The sequence below is a fragment of the Pseudomonas sp. PF05 genome (genome assembly GCF_056521845.1).
Genome location: NZ_JBWLPW010000001.1, coordinates 758,852 through 778,129, shown reverse-complemented (window position 1 = coordinate 778,129; position 19,278 = coordinate 758,852). Strand labels below are relative to the sequence as shown.

Genomic DNA, 19,278 nt, shown 5'->3' with positions numbered 1-19,278 from the left:
TCATGCGCCCTCGACTGTCTTGATAGCAAACCGGAAAGGTGCCAACGGGTCCACGACCATCACGTGGCTGAGCACGAACTCATGCACCACGCCCCGGTCCATCGAGGCCGGCGAGAAAGGAAATGCATGGGTGGGCAGGTCCTTGTCGCCGGGCAACGGAAAGTGCAACAGGTAGGGATTGAGCAACGCGACCATGTCCTGGGTGCGCTCGGCGGTCGCCGACGTGGCTATCGCCATGACGCCGATTTCCACAGGCGTCCCCGTCCGTGACTCAAGCGCCCCCAAGGCCGAGTTCTTGCCGATGGCGCGCAACTGCAAGTCGTAGTCCTTGGCGCCAATGCCCAAGTGCTTTTCGATTCGCTGACGCATGACCGAATCCAGGGAGGCAAGCCACTCATCGAAGCGCTCGACGTATTCCGGATCGCGGACAATGCTCATGACCACCGATTGGAAACCGCACGGCGCCGCCCCCTCCAACTTGACGGTGTAGTCTTCGCTGGGCGTCCAGACCGCCCCCTCGACGCGCACGGTCTGTTCGTCCAACGCGGTGTAGACCGCCCCTTCCACGTGCAATACACCACCGGGCTCGACGAGTACGTAGGGGTTGCTGTTTTCATAAAGCATGTGGGCCATGACCGATCGTGGCGTAAGCCGGGCGCCCTCGCCGATGGCCTTGATGGTGAATCCCGTGTCGTCGATCGTTGCCATCACCACTGCGTTGGCGGGCGTCGTCGTGCATGACGCACCACACTCCAGAATCTTCCCGGCATGCCACGCCGCGCCCTGATGGGCTCCGCGCAGAATGGGCAGCGAAGCCATCACCGCCGTGTCGGTGGAGCGTCCCGCCAAGATAATATCCGCGCCGTCTTCAAGCGCATGAATGAAGGGTTCTACGCCCATCAGCGCGACAATGCGCGAGCAGCGCTCAATCAGTGCATCGTCGATATGATCCAGCTGCAAGGGCCTGATGCGACCCTGCGCCAGCGCTTGTTTCACGACGCTTGCCGGTTGCTCGCTGTAGAGGCTCGCGATGCGTACGACCTGACCGAGTTCGGCGGCGATGTCCTCGCACAACCCGCGCATCAGGTCGACGCCCGCGTCGGAACCACAGGTGCCGCAGCTGCCGATGATCAGCGGGATGCCCAGTTGCGCCCGAGCCTGCATGAACACGCGCAACTCGGCCCGCAGTATCGAGGCCGAAGCCTTGGTCGTGCCGGTGCCCAGGTAATGAGGACCGGAGTCGGTGGACCCCGCGTCCATTGCAATCACGTCCGGTCGTTCCAGCAGCGCCTGGTCAAACGCCGCACGAGGAAAACCGGTGCCAATGGCACCCGTGGGCGTCAGTACTTTAATCGGGGTATTCATGGATTCTCCTTCGAGCCTGTAGAGCGACGTCCGTCAGCGATGACGCAATGGCCAGGCGGGCTACGCCCTTCCAGAACGGCCACGGCACATTGAGCGGCAATCAGATTGGTACGATTGAGCCCCTCGACCGTCGAGGCGCCGACATGGGGTGTCACGATCACGTTGGGGAGCTGGATGAGTTGTTCGGTCACGGCCCAAAGCACCGGATCCGACTCGCTCTCGAACACATCGAGCCCTGCCCCGGCCAATTGGTTTTCCTGCAGGGCCCACAGCAGATCCGCATCACGCACCAGCCCACCCCTCGCGGTATTGATCAGCACCGCGGACGGTTTCATCCGCTTGAATGCACGGCTATCGATCAGCCCGTGGGTGTGTGGGTTGAGTGGTGCATGAAGGGTGATGAAGTCGCTTTCCTCGAGTAGCGTTTCCAGGTCGACAAAGCAACTTCGAGGGAGGCCGTCAACCTGTGCGCTGTCTGGATGAGGGGTGTAGACCAGCGGCTTCACTTCGAACCCGGACAAGCGCTGCAGCACGCCCCGGCCAATCCGGCCCAAGCCGACCACGCCAACGGTCTTGCGGTACAGATCGCCCCCAAGAGGAATCGACCAGTCATTGGCGGACAACCCCAACTGGCACTGCTTGAGCTGGCGACACACGGCGAGCATCAACGCAACGGTGTGGTCAGCGACGCTTGCATCGTTGCCGCCGATGGCGATGGTCGCCACCTTCCCCGCTGCGGCCACCGCAGCGGTATCGACCCGCTCATAACCCACGCCACGCCGGGCAATGACTTGCAGACGCGGGAGCGCGCTCAACAGGCTCACGGTGACATTCGCGTGCCCAACGATCCAGCCGTCGGCGTCTTCCAGGAGATCAATCAACTGGCGTTCGCTCAGGTCACCATCCCCTTGCCCCTGAGCCAATTGCGCGACAACAACATTACAGCCATGGCTCTGCAGCAAGTGCACGGCTTCTGAATCGAAGAATCGCTGTGTAACCACTATGGTGTGGCGAGGTTTAAACATCACTGGCCTCTCGATAAGTTTGCCCGGCGATCAAAATGCATAATCCAGGTACACCCGAGCTTCCGAGCCGCTCACCACGTTGTCGGGTTGAGCGGACACAAGGGCGACGAAGTCTTGGTCGATTCGGTAATCGATATAAATCAAGCCCACTGAAAGTCCGGCGTATTCCTTTTCGTCGAAGCGATAATAGAGACGATATTCATTCTGCCGTTCGTGTACGTCAGTGCGCCGGCCGCTGAGAGGATCGGTGGCGTCGAACTTGCCCTGCTTGTAAATGGTCATGACTTTGAAGCCGTCCAGCGAAGTCCCTAACAACGAATGCCCGCTCAAGTCATATTCAGCGCCTATTTGCCAGGTGCGCTCACCGTGGTTATTGAAGTCGTTACCAGAGCGTGTCCAGGCTTCCATCTTGCCGTCGACATTGTCAGCATGATCAAAATAGGCATAGCCGAGTTGCCCATTGCTCAACTCGGCTTTTGTCTCGGAATAGGAAAGGCCCAGGCGAAGTTTATCGAGCAATAAACCCAAGTTTATATTCAGCCAGGTCGCGTCATCATCATAAGCGGCCTCGCCGGCCAGCCAATCGCGCTCCCAGATTCGCCCGGCTTTTTGAAACTCATAGTATTGAGTGTCGAATACAATGCCGGCTTTATCGCCAAGAGGTGCTTTTAGCGTCAGCCCATAACGAGTGTTTTCATTGAAATCCCGCGACACGCCACGGTCGTACCCCAGTTCGATGGCATTCAAATCGTATTTGACGCCGTAGGTGTACAGGTCTTTTATTTCTTCGCCCGACTGGCTCAATAGGGGTTCGAAGTCTTCCCGATCGCGCGGAGACGTGCGATTGATGTAGGCCGTTTCAAACCCCAACGTACCGGGCAGCGGACCGATGCCCATCTCGGTAAAGTTCAGGTGGGCCCGGCCTCCTTGATAGGAGCCCGGAACGATCCGAGTGTCGAGCGTGACCAACGTCCCTGCATCGAACCGGCCCCGGCCTATTTGCGAATCGGTGTTCCAGCCGTCGCCCTCGTAACGCAACTTGAGATAACTCTGCCCGACTTTTGCGAAGCCGCCGTTAGTGCCATCGGTATCGTCAAACAGGTTCCGGCCATTATCTTTCGAATCAATCATCGCCACGCCATACAACGAGGCATCAAACCCTACAACGCCGGCCCAATAGCTGGAGTTATAGTCCAGGATCGCGCCAACCCCTGTCCCGCCCAATTCTGCACCGTCCGGGAAACCACCAAAACGATCCTCGATCAAGTCATTGGATATCCGTGTATTGATGTACATCGATCGAAGATAAGCATTCAGCTTTCCTTCATGTTGGAACCTGTCCGGATTACTGATCGTTGCCGAAAGACAAACTTCAGACACACACAATGTCGTCAGCAACGTCATTGCGACGGCGTTAATCGATTTCATCGACCACCTCATCTATTATTTTTATTTTGACGTGAGCAGACGCGACTTGGCGTCCTTCAAACTTTGACGCAGCGAATTAATTGATCAGATAATCGCCCGTGTAACAACGGCTGTCACAATCAGGACAAGGCTGCTGCCGATGGCCCAGAGCAGGCAATAGCGCTGCATATCACCCATGTCGCGCTTGATGATCCCACTGATGAGATAAACCGCGGCAACCAACGGGCTGAGTGCATGGACCGGCTGCCCCAAAACCGACGCACGGGCAACGTGCATGGGATCGATGCCGTATTCGGCACCCGCCGCCCCCAGCACCGGCAAGAGGCCGAAGAAGAACGCGTCGTTGGATAACAGGAAGTTGAGCGGCAAGGCCACAAGGGCGGTAATGATGCTGAAGTATTGTCCGCCGCCGTCGGGAATCAGCTGGACGATTTTCGCTGACATGCCATCGATCATTCCGGTGCCTGACAAAATCCCGGTAAACGCACCTGACGCGAATATCAGGGCGATGACCATCAGGACACTTTCAGAGTGAGCCGCGACCCGCGCCTTCTGTTCCGACAAGCGCGGATAGTTGATCAGCAGCGCCAGGGAAAAACCCACCATCATCAACACGGGCAAAGGTGCCAGGCCCGTGGCCATGGCGTACATGAGCCCCGCGGTGAGCGCCAGGTTGACCCAGAAAAGCTTCGGCCGCTGCGTTTCGGATTGCAGCGTGGGCAAAGCGAGCTCCTGCGGTGCAACGTCCTGGGTACCGGGCTTCCAACCCAAGCGGCGCCGCTCCTTGTGGCCGATCCAGAACGCCACGACGAAGGCATAGGCAAGCCCCGCGAACATGGCCGGCACCAAGCCCAGGAACATATCCGCCACATCCAGGTGAAGGGCACTGGCGGCGCGGGCAACCGGCCCTCCCCAGGGAATCAGGTTCACGACGGTGTTGGTCAGCAGGAGCATCAACGCCAGAATGAGCGGGTTCATCCCGAGGCGAAGGTAGAGCGGCAGGAACGCGGTCGTGACGATCAGGACCGTCGTTGCACCATCGCCATCGAACGAGATAACAGCGGCCAACAGTGCGGTGCCCAGCACGACTCGCAGCGGATCATTGCCCACGTACCGCAGAATTCGCCGTACCGCGGGTTCAAAGAGCCCTGCGTCAAACATGATCGCGAAATACAGGATTGCAAACATCAACATCAGAGCAGTGGGCGCCACTTGCTTGACGCCGTCCATCACCATCGCGCCCAGTTCCGGTCCTGCCCCACTGGCCAGCCCAAAAGCAACCGGAATGAGGATGAGCGCCGTCACAGCAGAAAGTCGCTTGCTTATGATCAATGCCATAAACGTGACGACCATTGCGAAACCTAACCAAGCCATGCGTTTCACCTTTTCGTTTTTATTTTTATCGATGCCATCGAAAATCAATGTGAACAACTTTTGCGCAATCGAAATCTACATAGGGGGTGAAAGGCTGTAAATCTTGATTTTTTTCGTCAACATCACTCAGTAAATGCGCCGTTTTGGACGGACGGCTCAGGCGCAGAATTGAGTGAGAATGGCACCTTGTAAACATTGACGAAATCACGCTATATCTAATAAACATGTACGCCATTCAATCAATCTGACCGGACCTGTCATGCCAGAACAAGAAGACCTCTACCTGTCGGCAGAAGAGGCGGCAGCCATACTCGGGATCAGCCTGCCGACGCTGTACGCCTACGTCAGCCGCAAAAATATTCGTTCCCTCAAGATCCCAGGTACGCCCAAGCGCCGCTATTGGGCCGAAGACATCCAGCGCCTGGTCAAGCGCCCGGCGGGAGAGAAACCTGCGTCCAAGCGCTCGTCACCGTCGGACAGCGCGATTACGCTGATCACCGATGATGGCCTGTTTTATCGGGGCCATGACGTCGTCGAGCTTGCTGACCGCGCAACGGTTGAAGAAGTCGCCGAGTTGATCTGGCAAGTGCCTTCGGCGTTTGGCGCGTCACTGCCTCGTGTACCGAGGGACAGCGTCAAGCTGCTGAAAATCTACGAACACATGTCCGCACAGGAAAAAGCCATCGCGCTTTTCCCCTTGGTGCAAAGAGAAAATCCCAAGGCCTTCGACCTTTCCCCTGACAGTTACGCCCGTACGGGCGCCGATGTCGTGAGATGGTTTGCCGCCCTGGTGGTGGGCGCGACCGAGCCGAGCACGCAACCCTTGCACGAGTTCATCACCCAGGCCTGCGGCGCCCGGCCTGAGCATGCAGACCTGATCCGCCGCCTGCTGATCCTCAGTATCGACCATGAACTGGATCACACCACCCATAGCGTGCGCGTCGCCGCCACGACCGGCGCTACCCCCTATTACGCGGCCATCGCCGGACTTGCCGCGGCCCGGGGCCACAAAATCGCCTATGGAAGAAATGAAGCCGCCAGCAGGATGATCGAGGAAATCTGCACGGCAGCAGACCCCGCGCGACCTATTGTGCAGCGCTACAGCCAGGACGGACATATTGTCGGGTTCGGCCCCAATGTCCATTCCATCAATGATCCGCGCGCCACTCATCTCATGGCGGCGTTGACCGCGGCGTTCGAGGGCGACAGCGACTTTGCAAAACTGCAAAAAGCTTTTGCGGTGGCTTCGGAGCTCGTGGCGTACCCACCGGAATTCATCCTTCTGGTGAGCTTCATCGGTCAGAAGTTCGGGCTGCATGGACAGGAAATTTCATTGGCGGGCGTTGGCCGCCTGATCGGCTGGATAGCCCACGCCAGCGAGCAATACAACCAGCACCATGACGCCCGCCCTCGCGCCCGTTACGTAGGGACCTTGCCTACGGCAACCGAGACCGGCCGCCGTTAAGCCCCACTCGGCCGCTCCTTTGGCGAAAACCACTGGAGCGGCCGATCTGTCATGAGACAGCCATCGCCGCAAACAGCGACCTGAACTCGGTCTGCTGCTCGAGGCCAGCAACGAACCCGAGTACTTTGGCCTGTGCCGAGGCATCGATATGCGCCATGGCCATGCGCCGGAATTTACCTTCGAAATCGTGATCGGTCATCGGCGTTTCGACTGACCCGGGCCCGGTGATCATCTCACTCACGACTTGCTCGCCGGACATCAGAGTCACGCTGACACGGTTGGCAAGATGCCGTGGGAACAGTGCGGTCAACGCCGGGTCCTCGACGACGCTGACCTTTTCCATCAAGGCAATCGCCGCAGGATCGGCAATCTTTTCAGGGCAATACGAGCCCACCGTGATGTCGCCATCGAGCAAGGCCCGCGCCACGTTATAAGGCAGGCTGTGATCTGCCGTTTCCCTGGTCTTCGGCAACCATTTTTCGGGCGTATCGGCCAGTACCCGGCGGTTGAATTCAGACGTTTCGATCGTAATGGCGGTAATGTCTTCTACGCCATCGATGCGTTTGCGAATATCAAGCGCGGCCCAGACAGCGGTATGCAGCTCGCCATTGGTGGGGAATGTCTTGGTCAGGGAGCGCCGTATGGCGTAATCACCATTGCCAGGCGTAGCAAAACGATCCGTATCCAGGTCGAACGGTCCCGAGACCAGCTTGAAGAACCCCATCTCACCTTCAAACACTGGCGACGGCCCTGTCATGCCATGGCGCGCCAACTGGGCGGCGAAAATGGCGTTGCGCGCGGCGTTGGCCGCAGAGCAGCCCTTCCAGTCGGACAAAGCCCCACTGCGCACCTGACGCATGGCCAAGTGACCACTCACGGCGATGTTGATCGCTTGCTCCGTCTGCGCCACGTCCAGTTTCATCAGGTTGGAAGCCGCTGCCGCCATCGCGACGTTGATGTAATTGACGTGGTCCCAGCCACGCTTGTTCAAGCTCGCCGCATCCTGCAGGCGCATCTGGATTTCATAGGCCAGGACGATGGCCGAAATCAGTTCGGCGCCGGTTGCGTTTTCGGCTTGCGCCACGGCGAGGCAAGCTGGAATGTTGTCACTGGGATGACCCGGCTCCAGGCCCATGTAGCCGTCGTTATAGTCCAGGAAACGAACCATCAGGCCATTGGTGAAGGCCGCGATTTCCGGGGTTGTTTGCAGGTTCGTACCAAATACGCCGGACGATTTCGCGGTATTGGCGGCGGCGTAACCCACGGCGGCCTTTACCGGATCAGCCCCATAGGCACCCAGCACGCACGCCAGGCTGTCGATGAAACGCTGGCGTACGAGGTGGATGATCGCTTCGGGCAGGTGCTGTTTTCTGAATGCGTGGGCATAGCGTGCAAGCCGCATCGCAACGGTCGAGTCCGTCATAACTACCTCGGGTTGAATAGGTGGGTCAGTCCTCGTCCCTGAGGCGAACAGATCAAGGCGCGACGTGGCGCCCGCTGTCTCAGTCGATGACCACGTCAAGCAGGCGGACGTATTGCTGGCCGGCGTGCATGTCACGCTCGACCATGCCGCCTTGTGGCGTCGCACGGGGATAGGAAATCTTGACCATTTCCAGGTTGGGCACCGCGATGCGCTTGACCCGTTCGGGATCGGTGCCGTAGAGCCTGGCAAATTGCGCCGGGGACAGTGCGGCACAATCGCAATAACGCTCGAAATTCTCGCGCCCGTTGAAAAAAATATCGAACGTAATCCAGAACGGCCCCGCTTGTTTGGATCGAACATGCCGACAAACATCACGCAACTTAATCATTGTGCAAGCTCCTTCATCACCATCGACGTGTCCGACAAATCAATCCATTCAAGACGGACCAACTCCATGGGATTCTCAAGTTGCACCACGTGATTCAACTTGAACTCATAAATCTGGCCTCGGGGTATATCCGCAGGTGTAAAGGCGAATCCGTACGAAGGCAATTCCTTGCCCATGACACTGGGATAATGAAAGAAGTAGGGATTACAGGCATGAGCAATTGTATTGGCCATGTCCTGAGTGGCGGCAGTCGCGACAAACAACATACCTATTTCAGGTGGCGGTAATGTTCCAACAGGCGGCGTTACTCCGGTGACGCCATTCCACCCATACATTCGCAGGGAAATATGAAACTCGCCCAACTCTTGCGCTGGAATGGACTGGCGTGTTCTTGTGTAAAGCGCTTCCAGCAAACGATCGTGAAACCCATCGACATCATTGAGCACATCCGGGTCCTGAATGCCCACCAACATGATTGTTTGATATAAACCGGCGGCGGCCCCTTCCAACTTCATCGTGTAGGGCATCGTCTCCCAGCGCGAGCCTTCTACCCGGACGGCGCGTCCATTCAAATCGGCATATCGCGCTTGGGCAACATTCAAGATGCCGCCGGGCTCTACCAACCGGAATGGATCACTGTTCTCGTAGAGCATATGGGCCGAGACGCTATGGGGCGTGCACTGGTTGTCCTGGCTCAACGGCTCGACTTCGAAGCCGTTCGCATCAACACTCAGCAAGATACCCGAACCTAGCGTGGGGTTTACGGCACATTGCACGCCGCATTCGCCCGTCTTGCCGGCATGCCAGGACGGGCCCCACGGTGCGCCTTTCCAGATGGGATAACAGGCGATGACGGCGGTATCGGTCGCACGGCCGGCCAGTATGATATTGGCACCGCCGTCCAGGGCGGCGATAAAGGGTTCCACCCCCAGTGCCGCGACAATGTGTTCACAACTGTCCACCGTCGCGTCTTCCAGCTCGCCATGTGGTGGAAGCGGCGTGATACGACCTTCTGCGTTCAGCTTCTTGATGGTGTCCTTGTCTTGCTCGCAATAGATGAGTGCAATCTTCGGCGTCACCCCCAACTCTTTGGCGATTTCCAGGGCAATATCGCGCGTCCACTCCAGATTGAGATTACCGCCCGCCTGTCCAGCGGTACCCACAATGATCGGCACACCGGATCGTGCCTGCGCTTTCATCAATATCTTCAGGTCACGTTTTACCGCGCCTCGGTTATTCTTGGACTTGCCCAGTGCAAGATAGGCCGCGCCGCTGTCCGTTGAACCTGCGTCCGTGGCGATTACTTGCGCACCCGCCGCCAACCCATAAGCAATTTCTTCTTCTCGAACACCCGCCCCCAAAGAACCACAGGGCACGATCACTTTTACGCAACCTTCAAATAACTGCACCATAACAACCTCTTCTAGACCACTCAGTGGGCCAATAATAAAGACTCCAATTGCGCTGACAAGTGGACAGAATTTATCCATATATCATTAACGAACACACTACGATTCGGCCATTCCAGGCATAACCCGATCAATATCGCGCCAAGACTCCGGAGTTATTTTTATTTCCAGGCGGGTGTGTTAAAAGCTGGTCTCCGGGGGCGTGCTCGATGAGCACTTACATTGCAATGGGTTGCATGAACTTTTAGCGCATCCCTTGCAAACTGACTCCGATAACATGATTGGAATAATCCAGGCCATGAGACGCAAGCCTACCCATCGAGAACAATCCCTGCTGCCTGAGGACCTGCGCGTGTTCCTCACCGTTATCCGCAAAAACGGCTTTGGCAATGCCGCCGAGGCACTGGGATTTTCGCCAGCGTATGTCAGCAAGCGGATCTCCGTCCTTGAGGCCGCGTTGGGCGCGAAGCTGTTGCACCGCACAACCCGACGTGTCGCATTGACCGACGACGGCGAGCGTGTCCGCATCTTCGCGACTCGACTGCTGGGGGATATGGATGACTTCATCAGCGAGCTGACCGACTCTCGCCAGCAACTGCAGGGAAGCCTGCATATCTGCAGCTCTTTCGGTTTTGGCCGCAACCATGTCGCGCCCGCGATCGCCGCGCTTTCGCAGCGGTACCCTCGACTGGAGATTCGCCTGGACGTGTTTGATCGCATGGTCGATATCGTCAATGAAGGCTTCGATCTCGAAATCAGGGTGGGCTACGACCTCCCCCAACAACTTCTGGGAAAAAAACTCGTGAGTAACCGCAGGGTGCTCTGTGCAACCCCTGGGTACCTGGAAAAGCGCGGCATGCCAACGTCCCTGGATGATCTGGCTAGCCATGATTGTCTGGTACTCAAGGAGCGTAACAACGTCTTGGGCATCTGGAACCTGACTAAGGACGGCATTGAAGAGTCCGTCCGCGTCAACGGTCCGCTTTCATCGAACAATGGCGAGATTGTGTTGCGCTGGGCCTTGAGCGGCGCAGGCATCATCCTGCGCTCCTTGTGGGACGTGAAGCCCCTGCTTGAAAGCGGACAACTGGTCCACGTGCTGCCTGACTATGCCCAGAGCGCCGATGTCTGGGCCATCTACCCGACACGGGTCAGCCAGTCAGCCAAGCTAAGGGCCTGTATCGAGTTCTTAGAGGCGCATTTCAAGACGCTCGCCGTCGCTTGAGCGCTCGACGGCCGCGGCTGGCAAGCGCTCCTGTGGACTCAGTTCAGCCACGGATTTTCTGAGTAGTGTCGCGCTTCGAAATCACGAATCTGCGCCGCCCGCTGCAAGGTGGCGCCGATAGCGTCCAGCCCCGATAACAACGATTGCTTGCGCAGCGCGTCGAGGGTGAACTCGATGACCGACCCCTCGCTTAGCCAAATCTTCTGGTTAGGCAGATCGACGCTAATCGTCGCGGTGGCCCCATTGTTCACCACGCGAACCAATCTCTGTAGCTGCGCTTCGCAAAGCTGTATCGCGAGCACGCCGTTGCGCTGGCAGTTGTCGTAGAAGATGCCGGCAAAGCTGGTTCCGATCAGTGCACAAATCCCCCATTGCTTGAGCCCCCATACCGCATGCTCGCGGCTGGAACCACAACCAAAGTTGGGCCCGGTCACCAGGAAACGGGCCCCGGTCCACGCCGGTTGATTGAGGATGAAGTCTGGATTCGGCTCGCCAGACTCAAGGAAACGCAGGTCGAAGAACACCCCTTTATCCAAACCACTTCGATCGATCCCCTTCAAAAACTGCTTGGGCATGATGACGTCGGTATCGATGTTGGGCGCGAGCAAAGGCGCGGCTTTTCCAGTCACTATCTCAAAAGGTTGCATGGTTCAAACCTCCTCGGCCAATAGGCGGACATCTGTCAGGCAACCACGGATGGCCGCAGCGGCAACCATCGCCGGGCTCATGAGGTGGGTCCGTGAACCCGCCCCCTGGCGACCTTCAAAATTTCGGTTGGTGCTGGATGCGCAACGGTCACCCGGAGCGAGCACGTCATCGTTCATGGCCAGGCACATCGAGCATCCGGACTGGCGCCATTCAAAACCGGCATCGAGGAAGATCCTGGCCAAACCTTCCTCCTCCGCCTGGGCACGCACCAACGTCGATCCGGGGACAATCATCGCCCGCACTGTCGAGGCGACTTTCCTGCCCTTCACCACCCGTGCGACATCACGCAGGTCTTCGATGCGCGCGTTGGTGCACGAGCCGATGAAGGCATGGCTGATCTGCACGTCACTCAACGCCATGCCGGCTTCCAGCCCCATGTAGGTCAAGGCGCGCTGCATGCCCTGACGCAAGATCGGATCGGCGATAGCCGCCGGGTCTGGAACGCTGCCACCGACAGACGATGCCTGGTCCGGGCTGGTTCCCCAGGTCACCATCGGCTCCAGAGCATCCACGTCCAGCAGGATTTCGCGGTCGAACACCGCGCCTTCGTCGGTGAACAGCTCGCGCCACTTTTCTTCGGCGACATTCCAATGTTCGCCTTGAGGGGCTCGAGGCTTGGATTTGACGTAGGCAAACACTTTTTCATCAGGCGCCATGAATGCACCCCGTGCGCCGGCCTCCACAGCCATGTTGCAAATGGTCATCCGCGCCTCGACACTCAATGCGTTGATGACAGGACCTGCGAATTCAATGGCGTAACCGGTTGCTCCCGACGCGCCGATCTTTTCGATCAAGGCCATGATGATGTCCTTTGAGGTGACGCCCATGCCCAGCTTGCCAGTGACCGTGGCACGCATAGTTTTCAGGCGCTTGTAGACCAGCGTCTGGGTCGCCAGCAGATGCTCGATTTCGGAGGTACCAATACCAAAACCAAACGCACCCAGGGCCCCGTAGGTCGTGGTATGGCTGTCGCCCGCGGCCACCACCATACCCGGCAAGATAAAGCCCTGCTCCGGCGCGACCACATGCTCAATCCCCTGACGCTTGTCCAGCACATCGAAAAGCTCGATGCCGAAGTCCCGACAGTTTTCTTCGAAATACGCGACCTGCAAGGCACCACCGGCGTCGGGCATGGCCGCGATACGGTTCGGGCTGGTCGGGTTGACATGGTCGACGACCGCCAGCGTCGCACGAGGACGCCAGACGCCACGCTTCGCCTCGCGGAGCCCGCTGAAGGCTTGAGGGCTGGTGTATTCGTTGGCCACCTGGCGGTCGATGTAGAGCAATACATGCCCTTGATCATCCAGGGTAGCGACGGTGTGGCTATCGATATGCTTCTGGTAGAGGGTACGAGGGCTGGTCATTGCGATGCGCTCTGTTGTGCCGGGTCACGGATGAACAAAGGATATTCGCAATGAAAAGCCCATCAACCACGTTCAAGTGATGGTATGGAACACGATTCGTGAACAATCAGCGTGCTCCATGACGTGTGTTTCCGACAGCGTCAAGCAGTCGTCATTGAATTAGAACGCCGCCCTATGGGCAAGGTTTGCGTTAAGACTATAGCTCTGCGCTACGCTGTCAACTGAGGCCCCGGGCTGGGCACACTTTGAATGACCCGGACCTTGAAGGACTTGAAGTAGGAACGGCGTTGTGGCTGCATGGGAAAACCTCAAATGGAAAAATGTTGGTGGCCTGAGTAACAACAGAGTGTTAAGCCGAAAATCACTGCCCATAACGCTCCAACCCGTTTAAGCGGGGATCATCTGGGGCTACGTCTCGCATATGCCTGATGTATCCGACGGCGTGGGTCCTCTCGCCCTGTTTGAGATACAAATAAATCAGCGCGTAGAGCAGATCGGGATCATTCGGCGATCGTTTCAGTCCCTCATGCAACACTCCAATAGCTTCGCTGCGACGATGCATACTTGAAAGCAAGAGCGCTTGGTTGTAACGAATGCGCGGACTCTCGGGTATCGCCGAGGCAGCCTTATCCATCCAGGGAAGCGCCTCCCTTTCGCTTCCTTTTTCCACGAGCAACAGGGCAAGCATGTACGCCAAATTGCCATGATCAGTGACTGGCATCTTCTCCAGACTTAAGCCTTCGCGCAGTAATCGCTCAGCCTCATCCTGACGATGATGTGTATTAACGAGCGTTACAAGCTTGATCCGCGCCGGGGAAAAATACGGATCCAACTTCAATGCTTGGCGATATTCATTCATTGCCTGATCAGCATTCCCTTGACGGGATAGGAGTTCTGCCAGATTGAAGCGCCCCCCAGGCAGATCGGCGTTACCACGCAAACGACGCTCATAATCGGCTAACACGAACCTGAATAGATCTCTCTGTGCCTCAGGGATTTGTGCTAAAGGCAGATCTGATAGCGCACGCACGGCTTCGTCACGCACGGCCAAGGCAGAGTCGCTGATCAGCGGCAGGAGGGATTTCACACGCGCTGTAGGTGGCATGCCGGTAAAGCCGGAAGCCGCATAAGCTCTGACGAACGCCGTCTCGTCCTTGAGGGCCTCAGCTACATTCGGGAGCGCCATGGCGCCAATTTTCGAGATCTGCTGCACAGCGGTTGCCCGGACAATGGGCGGATTGCTCTTATCCCGAATGACCTTCCCTAGCATACTCAGGGCGTTGATATTTCCTTCGTGCACGTCACGAAACACTTCCCCATATTGAGCTGGGCGCCGGGGCTTACCGAACCAGTTCTCAACGGCCCCGGCCGCCCACTCCGGTGAGCGGCCCTGGTGGCAAGCCGTACAAGCGTCGGGACTTCCCGTCTTGCGGTTCAGATCAGGGCGAGGAATCCGAACAGCATGGTCACGCCGCAGGTCCACCGACATGTAGATAGTCGCTGGCATATGGCAGTTGACACATTGGGCTCCTGGTGAGCCCGACGGGTGATGATGATGCGATTCGCTGTCGTAGTCCCCGGCCTTGAGCATTGAAAATCTGCTGGTAGGAGGACGAGCATTATGGCATTGGAGGCAGAGAGCGTTTCCTTCTTGCCGAACCTTGGTGGTATGTGGGTCATGGCAGTCCGTGCACGCCACTCCGGCGGCGTACATTTTGCTCTGGGTGAAGGAGCCATACTCGTAGACTTCGCCCCGAATCTGCCCATCAGCGTGATACATATCAGCGCCTAAGGTGACTGGCAGACTCTGATCCAACTGAGGATGGCCGGGCAATTGCCCAACACCAAGCGTCTGGCGACGACTATGGCAGAAGGCACATTGCTCAACCTGCTCCCGACCGTCCATCGATTTGAAATCCACCTGCAGTCCAAGGCCACTGATCGAAGTGTCCTGTCCAGAAGTTCGTTTGCGTTGCATCCAATCAACATGAGTTTGCCCTGGCCCATGGCATCCCTGGCAACCCACACTCTGCTCCTGCCAGGTGCTGGCGAAACTGTCTTTCTGCTCGTTATAGCCTTTGAGCAGGCGGGTTGAATGACAATCCGCGCACATGGCATTCCAGTTTTGATAGCGACCAGTCCAGTGCAAAGGGTCGTTAGGCATAAAGCGTTGCCCCGGATAGAGAGAAAACCAGCGCTGTCCCCCTTCTTCTCGTGAACGGCTATCCCAAGCGACGGTTAGCGCCTGTAAGCGACCGCCGGGAAAGGCAACCAAATACTGCTGTAGCGGGTAGTAACCAAAAGTGTAGCGAATAGGAAAATCTTCCGGTGACCCATCTTCGCCTTCAATATTTACGAAGTAGTCCTGGCCTTTGCGAAAAAAGCGGGCTTGGACACCCCCCTCTTCGAAGATGACGTCATCGAATTTACCCAACACATTGCCAGGAGTGGCATCGCGCATGGCCCAGCCGTGGTCCGATCCCTTCCATTGCTCCGCCTGTGTGGCATGACAGCCCGTGCAGCTATCAGCGGAAGCATATCCTTCACGCTCTGTCGCCAATGCAGGAGGAAGTCCACCGCTGTGGGCGCTTTCCCCGCTTGTGCAGACGAAGGCTAAAATCAAGATAAAAGCATCTGAGCGTATCCAGCGCAGGACGCTCAACCACACAGCTCGGCACCCCACTTTTCTGTTCAATGTATACGTCGCGCTCTTCTAAAGGTGCTCGCTCTAGCAGTACGCCTGCCACCCGGAGAAATCCATCCGCGGATGGCGGGACCTTGTGCGTGTACCGTTAACCAGACAATGGATTAACGAATGCCAACCTGGCGCAATGCCGAGGGCGTGTAATCCGAAGAGGATGAAACGGTGCCGAAGTCCATCCGCGAGCGCTCTTCGTTGCGCAAACCGGAAACCACGTAACGGCCGTTGTGCAGGTCATAAAGAGCTTCAACACTCAACCAGGGGATCTGCTTGTCGTAGATTTGGGTGATGAATCCTTCGCCGACCCTCCACAAGTCCCCCCGCGCGTCGTAATGTTCAGCAACTACTATTTGCCAACTGTCCTCGTCGATGTACAACTTCCGCTTCGCGTAGACATGCCGCTCACCTTCCTTCAACTTCGCCTCAACGACCCATACACGGTGGAGTTCATAGCGGGTCAGATTCGAGTTGATATGGCCGGGCTTGATGATTTCGTCGTATTTTAATTCAGGGGATTGAAGCTTGTAGGCATTGTAAGGGATATACAACTCTTGCTTGCCTATCAGCGTCCATTCATAGCGGTCTGGGGAGCCATTGTACATGTCGGTATTGTCAGCTACTCGCTGCCCCTCCGCGCCAGGCGAGGGGCCGTCATAGGCCACCTGGGGCGCCCGGCGCACCCGGCGCTGGCCTGCGGTATAAATCCACGCTTTGCGAGGTTCTTTTACTTGGTCGAGGGTCTCGTGTACTAGAAGTACGTTACCCGATAGGCGTGCCGGCGAGGTAATCGCTTGCATGTAGTAAAAAAGCACGTTGCCGGGATTTGCAGGATCGAAGTCTTTGACATTGTCACGGTAGGTGAACCACTGGCTCATCGTAACAGGTACGTAACTTCCGTCGACAAGCGGAGCCGTCTGCATAATGGTTCGCTGAACGCTACCTCCACGATAACGCGCGATATGGTTCCACACGACCTCGATGCCGTTCTGTGGGATGGGAAAAGGAATCGCCGTCGAAAACCCTTTCAGGCCGTTCCCCCCCTCCATCAATGACGCGGATGTGGCGTTCTGCCTGATCGATTGTGCAACCGGCTCTGGAACGCTTGCGGTACGGTGGGTGGGGTACACTGGCATCTGGAAGGAGTTCGGGTAGCGCTTGAACAGGGCCAATTGACCCTCGCTCAGCTTATCCCGATACTGTTCGACATTCTTAGCGGTGATGATAAACAAAGGCGACTCCGATGCGAACGGATCACTGAGATGCCCGAACGCATCGACGGTTCCGGCCTTGCCCTTCAGGCCACCGCTCCAAGAAGGGATACTGCCGTTCTGGTTTGCGGAGCGCTCAGCGCCTACCGGAGTCAAGCTACTCTCTAACCTTGCTGCCTGATCCGCAGGCACCGCCGCGTGAAGACTCAAAGCAACAAGCGCCAGGGCTATGCCCGAAAGGGAGATCGATAAATTTTTCATGGGGAGTCCTCAGAAGGTAACGCCAAAGCTAAGGGCGACGAAGTCACGGTCGGCGCTCATGTTGTAGTCGCCACCGAAATAGTTTGTGTAGGAGAGATTGGCGTTGTAAGTACTTCGATAGGTTGCATCCAATCCCACGCTGACGGCCTTAGATCCCTCACCAAACCCCGGCTCGGGGCCATAGCCGTCGACGTCATGCGACCAGGCCAAACTTGGGCGGAACTGGACAGCGGGAATCAGGTTGTCGTATTCCCAGATTGCACGGGCGCGATAACCCCAAGAGGTGGTGGTTACAAAACCAGAATTGTTGCAGTACTCACCACGGCATAGACCGTTATCGGGATACAGCTCGCCTTGGCCGAATACCGATGCTCTGCCATAGCGTAGGCCTCCTCGCCCCTCCAGCCCGCCCACATGAGTCACGCCGACCTCTCCCACTAACGTCATCCGACTTGCCCCCATGATGCTTTCAAACAGATGTACACCAGTAACCTGGGCCTGAGTTACCTCCTTGCGCTGATAACCATTGGAGGGTGCACCATCACTTATCGGATAAGCTCCCGAGGAGTAGATGGGGGTAGTAGCGGGATTACCTACGGCAGCTGCCGTCAGGTCAGGTGAGTTCAGTTGTAGAGGCAAGTTCGGTCGGTAGCTTACCTCTCCTGAAAGAGTTGTTCCTGTACTCAGCATGGTGCTGAAGCTGAGGCCATAGAGGCGGATGTCCTCTGGATAGTCTACGTAATACTGAGACGTTCCCAAGCGGTAGGCCGAGACCAGTTGCCTGCCAGCTGCGCTAGATAGAAAGCCGGCGCAACCACCAGCAGGAATACCCAGGTTGGAGCAAAGCTGCGGGGCAAAGGCCAGGTTTGTGGTGTTGGGGCTGGAGATGGAACTGACGTAAGGTTGGCGACTGTGGTAGTTAGCCGCATACGCACCAAACTCAGTATCCAATGCTGATGAAAACCAATGAAGGGCGACACCCCACTGGCCATCGTCCCGAGGCTCATTATTTTTCGCCCGTTTGATCTCGACACCTTCGCCGGTCAGGTTGACTCCGAAGGGGCTGAGAGCCTGTTGCGCAAACGCGTTTTGATCGAGCACCGGTCCGACTGTGGCTCCTCCGCATCCATCTGCCACGAAGTCGTTCTGCGAGAAAAAGGTGCCACAATTTTCGACAACGGTCTTCTCCCAATCCAGCTGATAGAACATGTCCATGCTGAATTCTTCGCTCAACGTTTGCGACAGGTAAATCATATTGACCGGAATCAAGCCTTCTTTAACCTCGGCTCCTGGTTGGCGAAGCGCGGAAACATCGATGGTGTTCATAGAATTGATACCACCGCGAATAAAGGTGCTTTCTCCCCAGTTAACGACCTGCCTGCCGACTCGGACGGTACCTGCGAGGTCATCCATTAACATATAGTTGTGGTACAAAAAGGCATCTAAAAACTGCGCGCCAGAAGCTTTAGCCATTGGATCACGACCACCTTCCTCAATATCCTTGAAAGGCCGGCTTTCATCTTTCAATTCAAAGTCGTACCAATACTTCCCACGTACGAATATGCCGCTATCGCCATACTTCAGCTCCAGATCATGGATCCCCTTGAAGACCTTGGAAAAAGTTTCACCAGAATCGAAATTTCGGCGTCCATCATCCCCGCTGCCTCCCCAGAGATCTTTGTCAGGAGACTGCGTGGACCAGCTTGCTCCCACAGAAAGAGAAGAGTCGAACTGTCCTTCAATTTCGCCTATTTTGAATGACACAGCATGTGCAGAAATTGGCATAAAGCCACATATGCCCAGCACGATGGGCAGACGAGTAGAACGGTTATTTATCATTGTTATTATCTCTCGGCATTCGCACTAATACAGGTGAGAACTACGGGTGTATCTACACGGCATCCTCCCTAGATAACTGCTCCAAAAAACTTAAA

General features: G+C 56.9%; 14 protein-coding genes. 2 read left to right on the top strand and 12 right to left on the bottom strand.

Going from position 1 to position 19,278, the window contains the following annotated elements:
• The 4 genes from AC09SL_RS03435 to AC09SL_RS03420 all read right to left on the bottom strand — a co-directional run bounded on the left by AC09SL_RS03435 (position 1) and on the right by AC09SL_RS03420 (position 5,192).
• Positions 1-1,365 (bottom strand): acyclic terpene utilization AtuA family protein, encoded by a 1,365-nt coding sequence (locus tag AC09SL_RS03435; protein WP_058545124.1) that lies wholly within the window; start codon positions 1,363-1,365, stop codon positions 1-3.
• Positions 1,362-2,390 carry a phosphoglycerate dehydrogenase gene (locus AC09SL_RS03430; protein WP_058545123.1) on the bottom strand — a complete coding sequence of 343 codons (1,029 nt, stop codon included), beginning with the start codon at positions 2,388-2,390 and terminating at the stop codon, positions 1,362-1,364. Before AC09SL_RS03430 ends, AC09SL_RS03435 begins: the two co-directional genes overlap by 4 nt.
• Before the next feature lie 30 nt (positions 2,391-2,420).
• Positions 2,421-3,818 (bottom strand): OprD family outer membrane porin, encoded by a 1,398-nt coding sequence (locus tag AC09SL_RS03425; protein WP_058545122.1) that lies wholly within the window; start codon positions 3,816-3,818, stop codon positions 2,421-2,423.
• A gap of 84 nt (positions 3,819-3,902) precedes the next feature.
• The gene (locus AC09SL_RS03420) at positions 3,903-5,192 is read right to left on the bottom strand and encodes a CitMHS family transporter (RefSeq protein WP_058545229.1); all 1,290 of its coding nucleotides are present in this window, start codon (positions 5,190-5,192) and stop codon (positions 3,903-3,905) included.
• Positions 5,193-5,451: 259 nt separating this feature from the next.
• On the opposite strand from AC09SL_RS03420, the gene AC09SL_RS03415 reads away from it, so the two are divergent.
• Entirely contained in the window at positions 5,452-6,657 is a 1,206-nt protein-coding gene (locus tag AC09SL_RS03415) for a citrate synthase (protein WP_058545121.1), read from the top strand.
• Between the two features lie 49 nt (positions 6,658-6,706).
• On the opposite strand, the gene AC09SL_RS03410 is transcribed toward AC09SL_RS03415, so the two are convergent.
• From AC09SL_RS03410 to AC09SL_RS03400, 3 genes are all read right to left on the bottom strand, one after another.
• A complete protein-coding gene (locus AC09SL_RS03410) occupies positions 6,707-8,080 on the bottom strand; it encodes an MmgE/PrpD family protein (protein WP_196764437.1) in 1,374 nt (457 codons plus the stop codon).
• A gap of 79 nt (positions 8,081-8,159) precedes the next feature.
• Entirely contained in the window at positions 8,160-8,468 is a 309-nt protein-coding gene (locus AC09SL_RS03405; protein WP_058545120.1) for a DUF4387 domain-containing protein, read from the bottom strand.
• Entirely contained in the window at positions 8,465-9,880 is a 1,416-nt protein-coding gene (locus AC09SL_RS03400) for an acyclic terpene utilization AtuA family protein (RefSeq protein ID WP_058545119.1), read from the bottom strand. Before AC09SL_RS03400 ends, AC09SL_RS03405 begins: the two co-directional genes overlap by 4 nt.
• A gap of 295 nt (positions 9,881-10,175) precedes the next feature.
• On the opposite strand from AC09SL_RS03400, the gene AC09SL_RS03395 reads away from it, so the two are divergent.
• Positions 10,176-11,102, top strand: a complete 927-nt coding sequence (locus tag AC09SL_RS03395) for a LysR substrate-binding domain-containing protein (protein WP_155742055.1) — start codon at positions 10,176-10,178, stop codon at positions 11,100-11,102.
• Between the two features lie 38 nt (positions 11,103-11,140).
• On the opposite strand, the gene leuD is transcribed toward AC09SL_RS03395, so the two are convergent.
• From leuD to AC09SL_RS03370, 5 genes are all read right to left on the bottom strand, one after another.
• On the bottom strand, positions 11,141-11,749 hold the full coding sequence (leuD, locus tag AC09SL_RS03390; protein ID WP_058545117.1) for a 3-isopropylmalate dehydratase small subunit: 609 nt from the start codon (positions 11,747-11,749) through the stop codon (positions 11,141-11,143).
• A 3-nt stretch (positions 11,750-11,752) separates the two neighbouring features.
• Positions 11,753-13,174, bottom strand: coding sequence for a 3-isopropylmalate dehydratase large subunit (leuC, locus tag AC09SL_RS03385; RefSeq protein ID WP_058545116.1), 1,422 nt, complete (start codon positions 13,172-13,174; stop codon positions 11,753-11,755).
• Between the two features lie 361 nt (positions 13,175-13,535).
• Positions 13,536-15,836 carry an ammonia-forming cytochrome c nitrite reductase subunit c552 gene (locus tag AC09SL_RS03380; RefSeq protein WP_231139214.1) on the bottom strand — a complete coding sequence of 767 codons (2,301 nt, stop codon included), beginning with the start codon at positions 15,834-15,836 and terminating at the stop codon, positions 13,536-13,538.
• A 146-nt stretch (positions 15,837-15,982) separates the two neighbouring features.
• The gene (locus tag AC09SL_RS03375; protein ID WP_058545115.1) at positions 15,983-17,344 is read right to left on the bottom strand and encodes a DUF1329 domain-containing protein; all 1,362 of its coding nucleotides are present in this window, start codon (positions 17,342-17,344) and stop codon (positions 15,983-15,985) included.
• Between the two features lie 9 nt (positions 17,345-17,353).
• Positions 17,354-19,183, bottom strand: coding sequence for a DUF1302 domain-containing protein (locus AC09SL_RS03370; protein ID WP_058545114.1), 1,830 nt, complete (start codon positions 19,181-19,183; stop codon positions 17,354-17,356).
• Between the last annotated feature and the right edge of the window lie 95 nt (positions 19,184-19,278).